Here is an 18,190-nt window from a genome sequence, read left to right as displayed (position 1 = left end):
TTTTTTGATAACCTCATTTTTAGGGTTAAATATTTGAACTAATCTAAATCAAGTAAAAGCGGTGGACATTTCGTTTTCAAATCGTATTTTTAGCGTACAAAACGAACCAAAATGAATAAAAAAGTACTTGGGGCATGTGTTGCCCTATTTCTTTTAAACAGTTGTGGTATGTCAAAATCTGAACCATTGGTCATTGGACATAGAGGTGCTATGGGCCACGAAACAGAGAACACGCTCGCCTCCATCCAAAAAGCAATGGACCTTGGGGTGGATATGATCGAAATCGATGTGTTCAAAATACGTAGTGGGGAAATTGTGGTGTTCCATGACGAAAAAGTGGACAGGCTCACCAATGGGGGAGGCAATATCGAGGAATATAACATCGTGGACCTGAAGCAGCTTACATTGGAAGGAAACCACAAAATCCCGGACCTTCAAAAAGTATTGGCCCTCATCAACAACCAAGTGGCGCTTAACATTGAACTGAAAGGTGCTGGAACTGCGGACAGGGTGAATTTCATAGTGGATTACTATATCAAGAACAAAGGATGGTCTGCGGACAATTTCATCATCTCCAGTTTTCGATGGAACGAACTCAGGGACATGCGTAGCCATAACAAGGATATCAAAATAGCTGTTCTCACGGAAGAAGATCCATTGAAGGCCATTCAAGTGGCCAAAGAACTGGACGCTGTGGCCATCAACCCTCATTTCAAGACACTCACCCAGGAAAATGTGGACAAGATACACAGTGAAGGATTGAAAATCTACACTTGGACTGTTAATGAACCTCAGGATATCCAACAGATGAAGGAGTTTGGGGTGGATGGGATCATTACCAACTATCCTGAACGGGTAGATTGATGTTCGATGTGATCATTGTAGGGGGTGGTGCCGCGGGATTCTACGCCGCCATCCAGATTGCGGAACAAGCACCCCATCTGAAGATAGCCATTTTTGAAAGGGGCAAAACGGTACTCTCCAAGGTGAAAGTATCCGGTGGAGGGCGCTGCAACGTGACCCATGGCGAATTCTCACCGAAGGAACTCGCTACCAATTATCCTCGGGGCGAAAAGGAACTCTTGGGACCTTTCCATAAATATGCCCCCATGGATGTCATGTCCTTTTTTGAGGAACGGGGTGTTTCTTTAAAGATAGAAGAAGACGGACGCGTATTTCCCAAAAGCGATTCCTCACAGACCATTATCGATTGTTTTCTCAACGAAGCCGAACGATTGGGTGTGAAGGTGTTGAGGAACAGTTCAGTAAAACGGTTTGACCAAACAGGGGACGGTTGGCAGGTTACCACGATGAACAAGCACTATCAGACCAAAAAATTGTTGTTGGCTACGGGAAGCAATACCAAGATATGGCAACAATTGGAAGAAATGGGCCATCACATCGTTCCTCCTGTGCCATCGTTGTTCACCTTCAATATCACGGATGAGCGGATAAAGGGAATCCAGGGAATCAGTGTCGATGCGGCCGTGGAAGTACTCCCCAAAAAGATTTTTACGACCGAAAGAGCAGGGCTTGGCCTCAAAAGTGCAGTCCAAACAGAACCTGTGCTACAATCGGAAGGTCCCGTTCTGATCACCCATTGGGGGTTGAGCGGTCCCGCCATCCTGAAGCTTTCGGCATGGGGCGCCAACCTATTGCACGATTACCATTATTCCTTCCGGTTGAACATCAACTGGACCCCGGAATACACCACAGGTTCCATGGAGGCTTTCTTAAGAAAGGTGAAGGAGGTGGAGGCCAAAAAAACAGTGTTGCGCACTTCGGCCGTTGATATTCCCAAACGACTTTGGGCAAAACTGGTGCAGGCGGCCCACATTCAACCCGATGAAAAATGGGCGGATGTCACCAAGGAAAAACTGCAAGACCTTTCCAAACAACTTACTGCATGTTCCTTCAGGGTGGAGGGGAAGAGCACGTTCAAGGAAGAATTTGTGACCGCAGGGGGCGTAGATCTGAAAGAGATCAACTTTAAGACCTTCGAGAGCAAGTTGCTCCCCAACCTTTATTTTGCCGGGGAAATCATTAATGTGGATGCCATAACCGGGGGGTTCAACTTCCAGAATGCTTGGACCGGGGCCTACTTGGCCGCCCAGGGCATTGTGGTTTGAAGCTGATCTATTGCAAGAGTAGGGCGATGACTGCCGCAAGGACAGCACCCAATATGGGTCCTACAACGGGAACCCAGGAATAGCCCCATCCATTGGAACCTTTGTCCTTGATAGGGACCAGTGCATGCACGATCCTCGGACCCATATCCCGTGCCGGGTTGATGGCATATCCCGTGGTACCTCCCAACGAGAGGCCAATCCCCCAAACGATCAACGCGACGGGCAACGCCCCCAAAGAACCCAGACCGATGATGGCATTGTCGGTGGACAGTACCGCATCCGTAAAATACAACACCGCGAACACCAACACGAAGGTACCCAGAATCTCTGTCAACAAATTTAAAGGGGTATTGGGAATGGCTGGCGCATTGCAGAACACACCTCTTTTAGTGTTTCCGTCCTCAGTGGCATCAAAATGGTCCTTGTTCATGAGCCAAACGGCAAACGCACCCAACATGGCGCCGATAAACTGCGCAAGGATGTAATTGGCGATGGATTCAACAGGAAATTCCCCAGCAACGGCCAACCCAATGGTCACTGCAGGGTTGAGGTGTGCCCCACTGTAAGGACCGGCCACCACCACGCCGGTATAGACCGCAAAGGCCCAGCCAGTGGTGATCACGATCCAGCCGGAACCATTTCCGTAGGTTTTTTGTAGGGAAACATTGGCATTCACGCCACATCCCATGAGCATCAACAAAAAAGTGCCCGCGATTTCTGCAACAAAAGGAGTCATATTGGTTTGGAAGTTAGTTTTTGTATGGTATTATTGATTTTCAGTCCAGTGTTCCAGTGCTTTTATGGCCCTGTACCATCCCCGGATGCCTTTTTCAATCGTTTCGCGCTCCTGGGTAGGCTCAAAATGCACATCGGTCTGCCAAATATCTTGGATTTCCTCGGGGTTTTTCCAATAGCCCACGGCCAATCCGGCCAAATAGGCGGCACCCATAACGGTGGTCTCCACAATCTTCGGACGCACAGTGACCGTGTTCAGTACATCGGCCTGAAACTGCATCAGCATATCGTTCACCGTGGCACCTCCATCCACGCGCAATTCCTTGATGGAAATACCAGAATCGGCCTCCATGGCCTTTAGGATGTCCATGGTCTGGTAGGCAATGGACTCCAATGCGGCACGTGCGATATGGGCATCGGTACTGCCCCGTGTCAACCCAAAAATGGTACCCTGGGCATGTTGGTTCCAGTGGGGTGCACCCAATCCAGCAAAGGCAGGAACAAAGAAAACGCCTTCGGAACTATCGACTGAAGTTGCCAATTTTTCCACCTGTGCAGAGTTTTTGATGATGCCAAGACCGTCCCGAAGCCATTGCACCACCGCCCCGGCAATAAAGATGCTCCCTTCGAGGGCGTATTGTGTTTTTCCATTGATTTTCCAGGCCACGGTGGTCAGCAGGTTATTCTTGGAAACAATCGGCTTTTCACCAATGTTCATCAGCATGAAACAACCCGTTCCGTAGGTGTTCTTTACCATGCCCTGTTTGGTGCACATCTGCCCGAACAAGGCCGCTTGTTGGTCGCCCGCAATGCCCGCAATGGGGATTTTGGAAGCAAAGAAGTTGGGACAGGTGTGTCCATATACCTCGCTGGATTGTTTCACTTCGGGCAGCATGCTTTTTGGAATGGTCAAGAGGTCCAACAGTTCATCGTCCCAATCCATGGGATTGATGTTGAAGAGCATGGTGCGTGATGCGTTGGTCACATCGGTGATGTGGAGTTGGCCATCGGTCATCTTCCAGATGAGCCAAGAATCGATGGTGCCCAAAGCCAGTTCACCCGCCTCTGCCTTTTCGCGGGCACCGTCCACATGGTCCAAGATCCATTTCACCTTGGTTCCCGAGAAATAGGAGTCGATCACGAGACCCGTTTTCTCCCGGATGAGGTCCGATTTTCCGGCCTTTTTTAGTTCGTCACAATAATCGGCGGTGCGTTTGTCCTGCCACACAATGGCGTTATAGACAGGCCGACCGGTTTTTTTGTCCCAAACCACTACGGTCTCCCGCTGGTTGGTGATGCCGATGGCGGCCATTTGTTCCGCTTTGAGGCCTTTTTTACTGACCGCTTCGGCAGCCATGCCCGCTTGGGTGGACCAGATCTCGTCAGGGTCATGCTCTACCCATCCGGGTTTGGGAAATATTTGGGTGAATTCTTTTTGTGCTACGGAGATTATGGTTCCTTTTTCATCAAACACCACGGCGCGGGAACTGGTGGTGCCTTGATCTAGGGCAAGGATGTATTGGCTCATTTTTGTGATTTATGTGCGCTTGAATTTACTAAAATAAATCTGAGTGGCTACACAAAAACCAAGAAGCACTCTTTTTGCTTGAATTTGAACTTTCTACTTGCGCTTGATTTTTCACCCTAGGGGTTGAGGGCCCATATCCGATAGTTCAGCACGGCGGCAAATCCAACCCAGAGCATATAGGGTATCAAAAGATAGGCAGCAGGTCTACTTATGATCCGGAACCATTTGATGGTGAGCATAATCAAGGTCAGCAACACCAAAATGACCACAAGCCCCAAAAGTGGGTTTTTCAGTCCGAAAAATACAATGCTCCATAAGGCATTGAACAACAATTGGAAAACAAAATGATAGAGCGCGGTCTTCACCCAAATGTGGTGATAGCCCTTGGACCAGACTATGCCGGCCGAAATGCCCATCATAATGTAAAGGGCGGTCCAAACGGGGGCAAAGAGCTCGTTAGGAGGAGTGAACGAAGGCTTGTTGAGTGTTGTGTACCAATCATTTACCGAGCTCTGCGTGGCGATACTGGATAAAAACCCGATCAGCAGGCAAACAAGGATACCTATGGCAATATAAAGAATTCGTTTTTTCATGGTCGGTGCAACAGCAACTAAAATAAGAATTTATTTGAATCCAATTTCCAGCTAGGGCTTGGCAAACGTATATTTGTCCAAATTTCCTTTCAATGACGGAGAACGATTTTCTGCCCAATGCCTATCAGGAATTTCCCTTGTCGGGGAAAGTGACATGGAGGGCGCCCAGCAATATTGCCCTTGTGAAATATTGGGGGAAGAAACCGGTCCAGATACCGGCCAACCCGTCCATCAGTTTTACGTTGGATGCCTGCGCCACGACCACTTCGGTGACTTTTACAAAGAAGGAAGGAAATGCGGATTTTTCCTTTGACCTGTTGTTCGAGGGGAAACCCAAAGAAGATTTCAAACCCAAGATCCGCACTTTTTTCGAGCGGATTGTGTCTTACCTGCCTTTTCTGAAGGCGTATCATTTCGATATAGATACCTCCAATTCCTTTCCACATAGCAGTGGCATTGCGTCATCTGCCAGTGGCATGGCTGCTCTCTCGCTTTGTTTGATGGACATTGAAAGACTGTTGGACCCGACAATGGACCATGTTGCCTTCAATAGGAAGGCATCCTATTTGGCTCGATTGGGTTCTGGAAGTGCCTGTAGGAGCATCCATGGAAGTTTGGTGGAATGGGGGATGCACGAGAACGTACCCCAAAGTTCGGATTTGTATGGAACCGAGTACCCGTTTGCGGTAGATTCCGTTTTCAAGACCTACCAAGATACCATTTTGCTGGTGCACAAAGGGGAAAAACAGGTGAGCAGCACGGTGGGCCACCAACTGATGAAGGGCCATCCCTACGCAGACAACCGATTTCAACAGGCGATACTAAACTTGGACAGCCTAAAACCTATTTTGGCCAGTGGCGATTTGGACGGATTCATCCAACTGGTGGAGAGCGAAGCACTCACCCTACATGCTATGATGATGACCAGTATGCCCTATTTTATACTGATGAAGCCCGATACCTTGCAAATCATCAATAAAATCTGGAAATATCGGCAAGAGAGCAAGGTCCCGGTCTGTTTCACCTTGGATGCTGGGGCGAATGTGCACATGCTCTATCCGGAAAACGTCAAGGAAAATGTGCAGCGTTTCATTGATGATGAATTGGCCATGCACTGCGAAAACGGGCAGTATATACATGACAGGGTCGGGAAAGGAGCGGTCAAAATAAACGACTAAAAATGAACAGTTAAGCTGTTTTTTTACGTTATTTGCCCAAATTTTTGGACAAGGAATAAGATTTGATAGATCAAATAGTTTTGTTCACCGGAATTTTTTAAAAATTAAACAGTATAGTTTGTATCTTAGTACCAGCATATGAAAGGTCCACTCTTCTATTCAAAGATTTTACTGTTCGGGGAATATGGTATCATCAAAGATTCCAAAGGACTTTCCATTCCCTATAATTTTTTCAAAGGCGCTCTCAAAAGGGACAAGAACCCTTCGGAAATGGCACGCAAGTCCAACGAAAGCCTAAAGGCTTTTGCGGGCTACCTGAAAAATCTGGACAAAGAACTCGTTTCCTTTGATATGGAGGCCCTTGAAAACGACATTGCCCATGGCATGTACTTTGACAGTTCCATCCCCCAAGGGTATGGTATTGGTAGTAGTGGGGCCTTGGTCGCCGCCATTTACGATCGGTATGCCATGGACAAGATCACCATTTTGGAAAACTTGACCAGGGACAAACTTCTGCAACTCAAGAAGATTTTTGGGAAAATGGAGTCCTTTTTCCATGGTAAGTCATCGGGACTGGACCCTTTGAACAGCTATCTGAGTCTGCCCATTTTGATTAATTCCCAAGACAATATTGAATCCACCAGCATTCCTTCCCAAAACACCAATGGCAAGGGCGCTGTGTTTTTGTTGGACAGCGGAATGACGGGCGAGACGGCTCCCATGGTCCAGATTTTCATGGAGAAAATGAAACAGGAAGGTTTCAGGAACATGGTCAAGAACCAGTTCATCAAGCATACCGATGCCTGTGTGGAGGATTTCCTGAACGGCAACGTGAAGTCCCTGTTTGGCAACCTGAAGCAACTTTCGCATGTGGTCTTCGATCATTTCAAACCCATGATCCCTGCCAAGTTCCACCAACTCTGGCAGCAGGGCATCGAGACGAATGACTACTACCTGAAACTCTGTGGATCTGGAGGCGGAGGGTACATCTTGGGCTTCACCGAAGATTTGGAAAAGGCCAAAAAAGCACTCAAGGACTACAATCTGGAGGTAGTGTACAACTTCTAAAAGCAAACCCATGCTTAATAGAAAAAACAAACTCTTGCTTTTTAAGCTATTGAGTCTGTTTTCCGTGGTGAGGGGCTATAACATTTTGATGATCACCTTGGCGCAGTACTTGGCGTCCATTTATATCCTATCGCCGGACATCCCCCTTCGGGAAGTGGTGTTTGACCTAAACCTCTTTCTAATTGTCACCGCATCGGCTCTTACCATTGCCAGTGGATACATCATCAACAATTTCTATGATGCGGAAAAGGATTTGATCAACAAACCCACCAAGAGCATGTTGGACCGTTTGGTGAGCCAGCGTTTTAAGCTGACGACCTACTTCATCCTCAACTTTTTGGCAGTGTTCGTGGCCAGTTACATCTCCTTTAAGGCGGTGCTGTTCTTTTCGGCCTATATTTTTGGCATTTGGTTCTATTCGCACAAGCTCAAACGGATTCTTTTCGTGGGCAACCTGGTCTCGTCCACCTTGGCCATTGCCCCATTTTTTGTGGTGTTCGTGTACTATCAAAATTTTAAGACAGTGATCTTTGTGCATGCCATGTTCCTATTTTTGCTGATTTTGGCCCGTGAGATGATCAAGGATCTGGAGAACATGGCGGGCGATATGGCCCAAAACTACCGGACCATTCCCATTATCTACGGCCCCAAAGTGTCCAAATCCCTCATCACTTTCTTGATTGTACTGACCCTTGTGCCGGCCCTATTGCTCATCAAAACGTTCGATGTGGGGTACATGTATCTCTACTTTATGGCCTGTATTGCCCTGTTGGTGCTGTTCTTGGTGCTCTTGTGGATATCAGGGAGCAAAATACATTATGTGTGGCTGCACAACATATTGAAATTCATTATCGTGGCAGGGGTTTTCAGTATCCTTTTGATCGATTTGGATTTGGTGCTGAACCGTATTCTGTAATTCTTTGGTACAGTGGTTTTTTGGAACTGAAAAAGACTACATTTGCAAAAAAATTGATGACTGATGGCGAAATCAGACAATAACCGAAGCAACAGGCCTTCCGGTAACCGAAGGGATCAAGGACAGGGGCAACGAAAGCCTTTTTCCAAGAAACCCATCAACAAGCAGAAACCTGCCCCACCCCAGAAAAAATCCAATCCCGATGAAATTCGATTGAACAGGTACATTGCCAATGCGGGCATCTGTTCCCGAAGGGAAGCCGATACCTTTATCGCAGCAGGAAATGTTACGGTAAACGGGAAGCCCGTCACCGAAATGGGCTACAAGGTAAAACGTTCCGATGATGTGCGCTTTGATGGAAAGCGCCTTAATCCGGAAAAGAAAGAATACATCCTTTTGAACAAACCCAAGAACTTTATCACCACCACCAGTGATGAAAAGGGAAGGCGAACCGTAATGGAATTGATTTCCAGTGCCACAAAGGCACGCTTGTTGCCTGTTGGCCGATTGGACAGGAACACCACGGGGCTTTTGCTCTTTACCAACGATGGTGACCTGACCAAAAAGCTGACCCATCCCAAACACGGTGTGCGAAAGATCTACCATGTGCACTTGGACCAGAGCTTGAGCTTGGCCGATCTGCACAAGATCGAGGCAGGTCTGGAACTGGAGGATGGTCCCATTGATGTGGACAGTATCAGTTTCATCCAAGGAGCACCCAAAAAGGAAATCGGGGTGGAGATCCATAGCGGACGAAACCGCATTGTGCGCCGCATCTTTGAACATTTGGGCTACGAGGTCGTTAAACTGGACCGCGTCATCTTTGCGGGACTCACCAAAAAGGACCTTCCAAGGGGACACTGGCGACATCTTACCGAACAGGAGGTGATCAATCTGAAGATGATCAAGTAAAGCATTGAAGGGTTTAGGATACCATATCAGATTTTGGATGTTGTCCTTGGTTTTCTTTGCCTTGGCATTCTATTTTTATGTTTTTTCGAACCAAAGCCTGATAGATGTCAACGTCCATGACACCTATTATGTGGTGACCTATTTTGATTTCTTCCTGCTGTTCGGTATTTGGTTTGTCCTTTGCGGTTTGGGCTATTGGATAGTTGCAATAAAAGGGGTGAAGCTCTACAAATGGGCCCATTGGGTGCATGTAATCCTCAGCATTTTGCCCTTTGTGTTTTTGCCCCTGCTCGTGTATTTTCAAGGAAGTTATGGTCCCGATCAGTTTGATCGATTGTACGTGGCACAAGGAATTTTTGTCTTGAGCCTAGGAGGATTTGTATTGGGGCAGTTGGCCTATTTCTTGAATATTCTGGTTTCTACACTATCCCTAAAGAGAGAAGTCTAAGGGCCATCAATTAAAGGGAAATACCTACTCGTCTCGTCCGGAACTTTCAATTTAAGCATACATATTTGAGTTGACAGATGTCCAGGTATTATCGGTTGAACCAATACGTAAACTTGAGCGTCAACGACCATAGGTTCCCTTCGAGCGGAGTGAGCAACTCATTATTGTTGAACACCAAAAAAAGGTCGGAAGCAGGGGCATAGCGCCATTGCAATCTCGAATTGATGCCAAAATAGTTGTTCTGCTCATTGTACTGCAGTAGGGTGGACCAGAACAGTTTGTTGGTAAAGGTGATGTCCGCCTCCGTACCCACCAACCAAAAATCCGTGGTGTACCATGGGGCCGGCAAATCGAGGTTGTTGTAACTGAGGTTGGCACCCAGACTCACATAGGGCTGAAAGCGATATCCCAGCTCGGCATTTAGGTTGGTACGGTAACCGCTTGCAAAGTAGCGGCCCAAGCGGGTGGTCAAATTATAGGTGAACAGACTTTTTGGGCGCGAATTGTATTGCAAATAAACCCCGTTCCAGTGGTGCTGTGTGCCAGTCGCCAGTTGCTCCTGCCCCGTATTGGTAGGGTCAAAGGGGGCCAGCAATCGGACATATTCGTTAAATACATCCACACTCAGGGAACTACGGTCCAGAAAGTCCACTCCGTAGCCCACAATGGACACATAGTCCGTAGCGTTCATGTTTGGGTTGAAATAATAATAACCGGTGTACTGTGGGCCGTGGCTCACTACGTTTTCACTGGCGGGCAGAAATTGATACCCTACCGAACCCTCGAATTTGAGGTAGTTGTTCCGGGGCACAAATCCCACCTCCGAGGTGAAGTCATTCGAAATATATTCCTGTTGTACCCGCCAGTTCCAGTTTCGGCTGCTATATTCCAAATGGGCACCCTGGGCAATACCGTTATAGGATTCATCGGGGCCGAACGATTTCAACATAAACACCTTTCCGTTGTATTTGTTATCGGCAGAGGCCAGATTGTATTCCAGACCTAAATTTCGATTGAACTTCGTGTATTGCGTCTGTAAGCTATCGGCCAAGGCATTGTAGTCCAGTGATTCCTTGTTCACGAACATCAGCCCGATGTTGGAACGGGAAAACACCTTTTGTTGCAAGGAGAGTACGGCAAAATTCTGACTGGGGAGCCCCGTTTCGTCCAGTTTGTCGGTTTGCATGTTCAAAGCGCCCAAACGTAGATTGCGGTTCAGGTTCCCACTGACCCTAGCTCCAGCGATGATGGGAACACCCAACCCGATTCTTCGCGAAAAGAACGGACGGATTTCATCATATCCAAAACTGGCAAAGAGGTCGGCATTTTCAAGGAAAAACTGCCGTCTTTCTGGAAAAAAGAGTTCAAAACGGGTCAAGTTGGCCACTTGACGGTCGACTTCCACTTGGGAAAAATCAGGATTGATGGTCAAGTCGAGATTCAAGGAAGAGGTCAGCCCTAATTTGATATCGCCCCCAACCTTAAACTCGTTATCGTACGACAGATTTTCGATACTCGAATTGCCCACTGTGCCCAATACATAGGGAATAATGGAATAGTTGAGTCCCTGTTTGGGCGGAGGTTTGTCCCAGATCATAGTGCCCGTGTAGGCCAAGGATGCGGTTGGGAACTGCCGTGGTATGGGTGTCCAGCTCGATTTTTCGTTGGTGCTGAGGTCCAATCGGGAAAAATTGACGCCCCACTCGGTCACGTCTTTTTCGTATCGGATGGATTTAAAGGGAATCGCCATTTCCACCACCCATTTGTCCTCATGGCTCTGCACTTCCGATACCCATTTGCTGTCCCAGTTCAGGTCAATACTGCCACCGTTGGACATAGTGCCGTCCCATTGTGCGCCATAGGCGTTGGCCCCAAAACTGAACCCTGTGGTCTGGTTGTTGAACGGGTCCATGAACAGTAAAAAATTATCGTTGCCACCAAAGGTGAAGTCCCTGCGGAGCGATTCCACCACGTAGGTGTTTCCGGGTGTTTTGTAAAAGGTGGCCAAAAGGTAGAGCTGTCGGTCGTCGTAGGCCATTTTCACCTCGGAAGGCTGAGTGGCCTTGCGGTCGTCCATCGGCAGCACCATAAAAAAATCCTGGGCGGCCTCTGCCTTTTGCCAAGTGGCCTCGTCACCGATACCGTCAATGGTAAAGGTTTCATTGGTGTGGTACAGATGGATTTGGTAATCGGCGTTTTTCTTTTGCGCAAAGGTTTGCACACAAAAAAGCATGGCAAACGCTATGGAAACGGGAGTGGTTAGGCGGAGGTTATTCATGGTTTGTTCAGTGCCGTAAATGTAATAATTTACTTTGTTTTTTAACAATGAACCCCCATTTCCCCATTCTCATTGTCAAATAACTATTTTTAGAATGACGGATGCCTCTTTTGCGCTAACCAAGATTACATTTTCCCCATCTCCTCGAACAAAGTCCATTGATCGGGATCCAATACCACGGAATCTGGACGGTCTTTGGCCTTGAACTCAAAACTTTTGGAACGCTCGTCCAGTTGGATGGTTTCAATGATGGTTTCCCCCTCTTTGACCAATCCGATTTCCAAAGGAAATTGGAACACATGGTGCTCCTGCACTTGCTCTAAATGCACAATGACCTTCCCTTTTTTGTATTCCCAGTTCCATTTGAGTTGCGGGTGCCCTTTGGTGAACAACCATTGCTGGAAAAAGACTTCCAGATCTTGACCTGATACCACTTCCATCACATGGCGGAAATCGTCGGTGAGGGCATTGCTGTTTTGATAGGAAGCATAATACTTTCGGATGCCTTCCCAAAAAGTATCATCACTTAACTTATGGCGGAGCATGTTCAACACCCAACCTCCTTTTTGATAGGTGTTGGTGCTCAGTACCTTCATGGGGTCTTGGATGGTAAGGTCCACTATCGGGGATGGATTTTTGCGGTAATACTCAAAGATTTCTTTTTTGTCAGTGGCCAAATCTTCTTTTCTTCGCTCATCGCCATACACACTTTCCAAATAAAGAATGCAGAAATAGGTGGCAAACCCTTCGCTGAGCCACACATGGTTCCAACTTTTTTCGGTGGCCGAATTTCCGAACCATTGGTGGGCAATTTCGTGTGCGATCAAAGGTTCCACAGTCTTGTTTCCGGTCACGGAATTCTCAAAGTAGGCGATGGTGCCCGCATTTTCCAGTCCGCCCCATTGGGTCTTGGCCTGCATGTTGGCCAATTTCGCATATGAATAAGGGCCGATATGATTGATAAAATAGTCCAGCACGTTTGTCGCGACCGAATAATCGCCAAAACCTTCCAAACGGTTCTGTGGATACACCCAAGCGGAGACCTCGATATCATGGACTTCGCCAAGAAACCTAGATGCAAATTCGGTCACCCCGATGGTCATCACCTTGGTGGCCACTGGAGCGGGTTCTTCGTAGATGGTAAGTTTGTAACCATTTTCCAGATGGCTCTCTTCCAGCTTTTTTCCTGTGGCGACCACATCGTAGTGGTCAGGAGCGGTAATCCGGAACTCCACACTTGCTTTATCGTAGGGATGGTCCACGGAGGGAAGCCAGTGCCGTGCCAAATTGGGCCAATTGTCCCCAAAAAAGGAACGATTTCCAAATTTGGTGCTCGAAATGACCAGACCACGCTCGGGAACCCCATGGTATTTTATGGTATAGGTTTGGGTGTTGCCTTCCGAAGTGGTCGGAACAATGTTGATTTTGTTATCCGCATAGGAAAAATTGGCGGGAGCTGTTCCTTCCAAAACTTCGGTGACTTCCATGCCAAATTCCCCTGATTTTTGAATAAGGTCCAAGGCAAATGGAACTGCTCCGGATTTGAAGGAAACCGTAATCTCGGCTTCGCCTTTTATCTCGTTGTTTTCATCGTTCAGGCTGAGTCCGAAAACATAGTTTTGGATATCGACTGACTCATTTTTTTGGTATATATCCTGTGCCAGGGAAATATAATATACTCCCATGCCAAGAAAAAGACTGACTACAATTTTGATGGACATAATCTTAGGTTGAAAGCCAGAGGCTTAAATTTGAGCCCAATTTATCTATTTTAGTCAGAACAGTATTTATTTTCATAACTCATTTCTTCCAAAACAAATGCCCCTATATTTTATGGATAGGGGCATTGGAGCTTTCGAAGAACGATTGGGTTACAATTGTTGGTTCACTTTCTCTTTTGCTTCAGGCACATATTGCCCCATAAATCTTTTGTGCATATCCTCCATGCGTTGGTGCAATAAATCCAAATTGATGAAGTCTTTGCCCATGGGGCTATCAAAAAAATCGTCCCTGAAAAAGTGTTGGGTAAAAAGGGAATCATTCTCGAAGAAATTAGGGAAGCTATCTTGATCAAAGTATGAAAAGTGTTTGGAGAATTTGGATTTAAAGGATGTAAACAAGCTATCACGGTCCATTTCACCCAACTTATCCATATAATCAGATGAGGACCACGAATAAATGGAATCGTATCGAATCAGGTTACCATCTTTATCAAATTCCCGGTTCACTTTCCAGTTTCCTTTGGGCTGCTCCACTATATCCTGATTTTCCCCGGTTTTTCCGTTTGCCTTTTCCTGACCATGGCAGCCAAGACAAAGCAACGAGAACAGGGAAACTATGGCAATTTTTCTCATGGGATCAAAATTTAAGTCAAACAAAGGGTAAAAGTTGAGTAAAAAAAAGTAGGGCCCTATTTCGGGCCCTACTTACTACTATTTTACGCAATTTTGATGGTACGGGCCGGTTTTTGTATGGCTTCTTCCAATTTGGGCAAATGGATGCTCAATATACCATCCCTATACTCGGCTTTGATTTTGTCTTCATTTACCGTTTCGGGCAAGGAAAAGGAACGTTTGAATGATGAATATCCAAACTCCTTGCGAATAAGATTGCCCTCATTTTCATGGGCCTCAGTTTTTGCATCGGCACTGATGGACAGGATTTTATTGTCCAAATCCACCATAAAATCGGATTTTTTTAATCCTGGTACTGCCATTTCCACATAATAGGAATCTTTGGTTTCCCGAATGTTGACCTTGGGCAAGGTAATCCCTGTGTTAAAATTGGAGGTGAAAACGGTCGGAATCTCCTTGTTGAACATCTCATCAATCCAAGAAGACCACATGGGGAAGGTGAGGCCATTCGAATTAGACTTTGCCACACTTCCATTTTTGGTTGCAACTAAATTACTCATAACTGCTAAATTTTAGTTAGACAATAATTCAAATGTTCATGCAGAAATATTCAAATCAAATGCCAAATACAGCAGTTCTTTTATTTTTTTAACCGTTTTTAATACTCTTGTTTTTAGAATGTTAAAAGAATATTTTAGAAAATGTCAAAATGACATTTTTCTGGGTCACAAGGAATTTTTCAAGGGTGATATGTTGTCAGTTTTTGGTTTGAAAAAATCCCTTTTCAAGCAAGTGCAGCATTCATTTTGGCTTTTATCTCCTCCAAACACAGATTTCCCAAACTGCCTTCGTGGGTATGCTCAATGTCTTTTTTGGGTTTAAAGTTGCCATTTTCAATGGCCTTGCCCATGGTTTTGTAGGCATCCCGGAACGGCATTCCACTTTTGACGAGCTCGTTCAAGGTGTCCACACTGAAGAGGTAATCGTATTTTGGGTCGTCCAAAATCTTGGGGTTCACCTTGATTTCCTTCAAACTAAAAGTCATCAGTTCCAAACAGGCTTGCATGTCCTGCAAGGCGGGGATGATCACTTCCTTCACTAATTGCAGATCACGGTGGTAGCCACTGGGCAAATTGTTGGTGACCAAGGTCAGTTGGTTGGGCACGGCTTGAATCCTATTGCACTTTGCACGGATCAACTCGAACACATCGGGATTCTTTTTGTGCGGCATGATGCTACTGCCCGTGGTGAGTTCGTTCGGGAACGAAATAAAATCAAAGTTCTGGCTCATGTAAAGGCAGATGTCCATCGCCATTTTGGAAAGGGTGGCAGCCACGCTGGAAATACCAAAAGCAGCGGCTTTTTCCACTTTTCCGCGGCCCATTTGGGCGGCCACCACATTGTATTTTAAGGTTTCAAAACCCATTTCGGCTGTGGTGAACGTACGGTCTATCGGGAAGGAACTCCCATAACCGGCGGCACTTCCCAACGGGTTTTGGTCTGCAATCTTATGGGCGGCCTGTACAAAGTACAGATCATCGATCAAGCTTTCGGCATAGGCAGAAAACCAAAGTCCAAAAGAGGAGGGCATCGCAATCTGTAGGTGGGTGTAGCCGGGCAACAACACTTTTTGATGCTTTTCGGCCAAATCCATCAACAGGTCGAACAAGGATTTCACTTGCTCCCTGATTTCGGAAAGTTCTTCTTTCAGGTACAATTGCATGGCCACCAAAACTTGGTCGTTCCTGGATCGTGCCGAATGTATTTTTTTGCCGGTATCGCCCAATTTTTCGGTCAGGATGAATTCAATTTTGGAATGCATGTCTTCAAAATCGTTTTCAATGGTAAAATTCCCTTTTTCGATATCCTTACCGATTTCACCCAACGCTTTCACCAAATCCTTGGCTTCTTCTTCGGTGATCAACCCCACCTTGCCCAGCATTTTAGCATGTGCGGTGGAAGCGATCACATCGTATTTGGCGAGTACCAGATCTAGTTCGCGGTCGTTGCCCACGGTAAAATGGTCTATTTTTTTATCGGTGCTAAAACCTTTGTCCCAGAGTTTCATAGTGAATAATTCAAGTTCAATTGTCAAGTTCAAGCACAGTTTTTTGTGTTTGAAGCTTGTACTTGTGTTTTATTTTTTTAGAAAACCTTCTAATATTTTAATATATAAAGTGATTCCCTCTTCAATCTCATCCACAAAAATGAATTCGTTGGCGGAGTGGGAACGGGTACTGTCACCTGGTCCCAGTTTCACCGATTGGCATGTCAATGCCGCCTGATCGGACAAGGTAGGGGAACCATAGGTTTTTCTGCCCAAGGCCAGACCACTTTTTACCAAGTCGTGATTAGGGTCAATACAGGATGAATTCAAACGTAACGAGCGAGGTGTCATTTTGCAGGGAGCCTCCCGTTGCAGCATATCTGCAATTTCTTGGTTGGTATAGCAGTCGTTCACCCGAACATCCACCACCAAATCCACTTGTGCGGGCACCACATTGTGTTGTTTTCCGCCATTGATCTGGGTCACAGTGAGTTTCACCTCACCCAAGGCATCGGAAACTTTTTCAAACGTATAGTCCTTGAACCATTGCAGCACTTCGATAGTATTGTATATGGAATTGTTGTTGTTCGGATGGGCGGCATGTGAAGGGGTGCCTTCCACCACGGCATCAAAAACGACGAGCCCTTTTTCGGCAATGGCGAGATCCATCAAAGTGGGTTCGCCCACCACGGCCACATCAATTTTGGGGAGGATGGGCAGCAAAGCACGGATACTTTTCTCCCCTGCATCCTCTTCCTCCGCCGTGGCTGCCATGATGATGTTGTGGCTCAATCCTTCCTTGTCATAAAAATGGACGAAGGTGGCGAGCAAGGAAACCAGACACCCGCCCGCATCGTTGCTTCCCAAACCGTACAATTTGCCATCTTCAACATGTGGATGGAAAGGGTCTTTGGTGTAGGCGCTGTTCGGTTTTACTGTATCGTGGTGCGAGTTGAGCAATAGGGTGGGTTTACTTTCATCAAAATATTTGTTGAAAGCATAGATGTTGTGGTATTGACGCTCCGTTTGTATCCCAAAACCCTGTAAGAAGGCTTCAATGGCATCCCCTGTTTTGTCCTCTTCCCCGGAAAAGGAGGGAATGGAAATGAGTTCCTTCAACAGTGCTATGGCCTTTTCGGTCAATATTTCTTGGGTCAATTTCATAAGGTCAGCGTTGTGTATTCAGGATTGCCAGCTTCGAGCATGCTACTGTTGCCCACACACACTTTGGAAACGTTGTTCTTCAGCGCATAGAAGCAATTGTGCATTTTGGGGAGCATTCCATCGGAAATGATGCCATAGGCCAAAAGTTCATCGTAGCCTTTGGAATCGATATGGGGAATCACCGAGTTTTCATCTTCCACATCCTGGAGCACACCTTTCTTTTCGAAGCAATAGTAAAGCGTGGTATCGAACTGATCGGACATGGCAATGGCAAGTTCAGCGGCAATAGTGTCGGCATTGGTGTTCAGCAACTGTCCTTGCCCATCGTGCGTAAGGGCACAAAAAATAGGGGTGAACCCTGCTTGGAGCAATTTGAAGATGCCATAGGCATTGACGGAATCCACATCGCCCACGAGCCCAAAATCCACTTTTAGAACGGGTCGTTTGTGGGCCCTGATAGCGTTGGCATCCGCACCACTCATCCCGATGGCATCAGTGCCCAAGGCCTGGAGCTTGGCCACGATTTTTTTACTGACCAGACCTCCATAGATCATGATGGCAATATCCAAGGTATCGGCATCAGTGATTCGTCGCCCGTTGACCATTTTGGATTCAATGCCCAACTTTTCACTCATTTCGGTGGTTTTGTTGCCGCCTCCATGGACCAAGATCTTGTTTCCGTGCATTTTGGAAAACAGGTCCAGGACATGTTCAAATCCCTTGGAATCCTCAATCAGATTGCCGCCTATTTTTACTACGGATAACTTTTGTTTCATTTGTTTATTTCTATTTTATAATGTGTCCTTCCCGTCAATATTGGCCATTGGAAGTGATTCACAT

General features: G+C 46.5%; 17 protein-coding genes. 7 read left to right on the top strand and 10 right to left on the bottom strand.

Annotation, left to right across the window (positions count from 1 at the left end; translation table 11 throughout):
• The first annotated feature begins 168 nt into the window (after positions 1-168).
• Complete coding sequence (locus SD450_RS05140) at positions 169-864, top strand: glycerophosphodiester phosphodiesterase (RefSeq protein WP_318343568.1); 696 nt, start codon at positions 169-171, stop codon at positions 862-864.
• Positions 864-2,129 carry a BaiN/RdsA family NAD(P)/FAD-dependent oxidoreductase gene (locus tag SD450_RS05135; protein WP_318343567.1) on the top strand — a complete coding sequence of 422 codons (1,266 nt, stop codon included), beginning with the start codon at positions 864-866 and terminating at the stop codon, positions 2,127-2,129. The genes SD450_RS05140 and SD450_RS05135 overlap by 1 nt, the downstream gene beginning before the upstream one ends.
• 7 nt (positions 2,130-2,136) lie before the next feature.
• On the opposite strand, the gene SD450_RS05130 is transcribed toward SD450_RS05135, so the two are convergent.
• The 3 genes from SD450_RS05130 to SD450_RS05120 form a co-directional block, all read right to left on the bottom strand.
• Entirely contained in the window at positions 2,137-2,865 is a 729-nt protein-coding gene (locus tag SD450_RS05130; protein ID WP_318343566.1) for an MIP/aquaporin family protein, read from the bottom strand.
• Between the two features lie 30 nt (positions 2,866-2,895).
• The gene (gene glpK / locus SD450_RS05125) at positions 2,896-4,392 is read right to left on the bottom strand and encodes a glycerol kinase GlpK (RefSeq protein ID WP_318343565.1); all 1,497 of its coding nucleotides are present in this window, start codon (positions 4,390-4,392) and stop codon (positions 2,896-2,898) included.
• Positions 4,393-4,508: 116 nt separating this feature from the next.
• Positions 4,509-4,985 (bottom strand): TspO/MBR family protein, encoded by a 477-nt coding sequence (locus SD450_RS05120; RefSeq protein ID WP_318343564.1) that lies wholly within the window; start codon positions 4,983-4,985, stop codon positions 4,509-4,511.
• Between the two features lie 92 nt (positions 4,986-5,077).
• Here SD450_RS05120 and mvaD point away from each other — a divergent pair, with 92 nt between their 5' ends.
• From mvaD to SD450_RS05095, 5 genes are all read left to right on the top strand, one after another.
• Positions 5,078-6,163 carry a diphosphomevalonate decarboxylase gene (mvaD, locus tag SD450_RS05115; RefSeq protein ID WP_318343563.1) on the top strand — a complete coding sequence of 362 codons (1,086 nt, stop codon included), beginning with the start codon at positions 5,078-5,080 and terminating at the stop codon, positions 6,161-6,163.
• Between the two features lie 138 nt (positions 6,164-6,301).
• Complete coding sequence (locus SD450_RS05110; protein WP_318343562.1) at positions 6,302-7,231, top strand: mevalonate kinase family protein; 930 nt, start codon at positions 6,302-6,304, stop codon at positions 7,229-7,231.
• Positions 7,232-7,241: 10 nt separating this feature from the next.
• Positions 7,242-8,147 (top strand): geranylgeranylglycerol-phosphate geranylgeranyltransferase, encoded by a 906-nt coding sequence (locus tag SD450_RS05105; protein WP_318343561.1) that lies wholly within the window; start codon positions 7,242-7,244, stop codon positions 8,145-8,147.
• Between the two features lie 63 nt (positions 8,148-8,210).
• Positions 8,211-9,059 carry a pseudouridine synthase gene (locus SD450_RS05100; RefSeq protein WP_318343560.1) on the top strand — a complete coding sequence of 283 codons (849 nt, stop codon included), beginning with the start codon at positions 8,211-8,213 and terminating at the stop codon, positions 9,057-9,059.
• Between the two features lie 37 nt (positions 9,060-9,096).
• Entirely contained in the window at positions 9,097-9,507 is a 411-nt protein-coding gene (locus SD450_RS05095) for a hypothetical protein (RefSeq protein ID WP_318343559.1), read from the top strand.
• Between the two features lie 88 nt (positions 9,508-9,595).
• Here SD450_RS05095 and SD450_RS05090 read toward each other — a convergent pair whose 3' ends face one another.
• The 7 genes from SD450_RS05090 to argB all read right to left on the bottom strand — a co-directional run bounded on the left by SD450_RS05090 (position 9,596) and on the right by argB (position 18,126).
• The gene (locus SD450_RS05090; RefSeq protein ID WP_318343558.1) at positions 9,596-11,785 is read right to left on the bottom strand and encodes a DUF5916 domain-containing protein; all 2,190 of its coding nucleotides are present in this window, start codon (positions 11,783-11,785) and stop codon (positions 9,596-9,598) included.
• A 125-nt stretch (positions 11,786-11,910) separates the two neighbouring features.
• Entirely contained in the window at positions 11,911-13,506 is a 1,596-nt protein-coding gene (locus tag SD450_RS05085; RefSeq protein WP_318343557.1) for a M1 family metallopeptidase, read from the bottom strand.
• A 150-nt stretch (positions 13,507-13,656) separates the two neighbouring features.
• Positions 13,657-14,139, bottom strand: coding sequence for a hypothetical protein (locus SD450_RS05080; RefSeq protein WP_318343556.1), 483 nt, complete (start codon positions 14,137-14,139; stop codon positions 13,657-13,659).
• An 83-nt stretch (positions 14,140-14,222) separates the two neighbouring features.
• On the bottom strand, positions 14,223-14,699 hold the full coding sequence (locus SD450_RS05075) for an Hsp20/alpha crystallin family protein (protein ID WP_072875812.1): 477 nt from the start codon (positions 14,697-14,699) through the stop codon (positions 14,223-14,225).
• Positions 14,700-14,923: 224 nt separating this feature from the next.
• Positions 14,924-16,207: an argininosuccinate lyase gene (gene argH, locus SD450_RS05070; protein ID WP_318343555.1), complete on the bottom strand. Its 1,284-nt coding sequence runs from the start codon at positions 16,205-16,207 to the stop codon at positions 14,924-14,926.
• A gap of 69 nt (positions 16,208-16,276) precedes the next feature.
• Positions 16,277-17,350 (bottom strand): M20 family metallo-hydrolase, encoded by a 1,074-nt coding sequence (locus SD450_RS05065; RefSeq protein ID WP_318343554.1) that lies wholly within the window; start codon positions 17,348-17,350, stop codon positions 16,277-16,279.
• Positions 17,347-18,126 carry an acetylglutamate kinase gene (argB, locus tag SD450_RS05060; RefSeq protein WP_318343553.1) on the bottom strand — a complete coding sequence of 260 codons (780 nt, stop codon included), beginning with the start codon at positions 18,124-18,126 and terminating at the stop codon, positions 17,347-17,349. Before argB ends, SD450_RS05065 begins: the two co-directional genes overlap by 4 nt.
• Positions 18,127-18,190: the final 64 nt, after the last annotated feature.

Source organism: Flagellimonas baculiformis (assembly GCF_033441575.1).
Lineage (GTDB): Bacteria > Bacteroidota > Bacteroidia > Flavobacteriales > Flavobacteriaceae > Flagellimonas > Flagellimonas baculiformis.
This window is presented reverse-complemented; position numbering and strand designations above follow the sequence as displayed.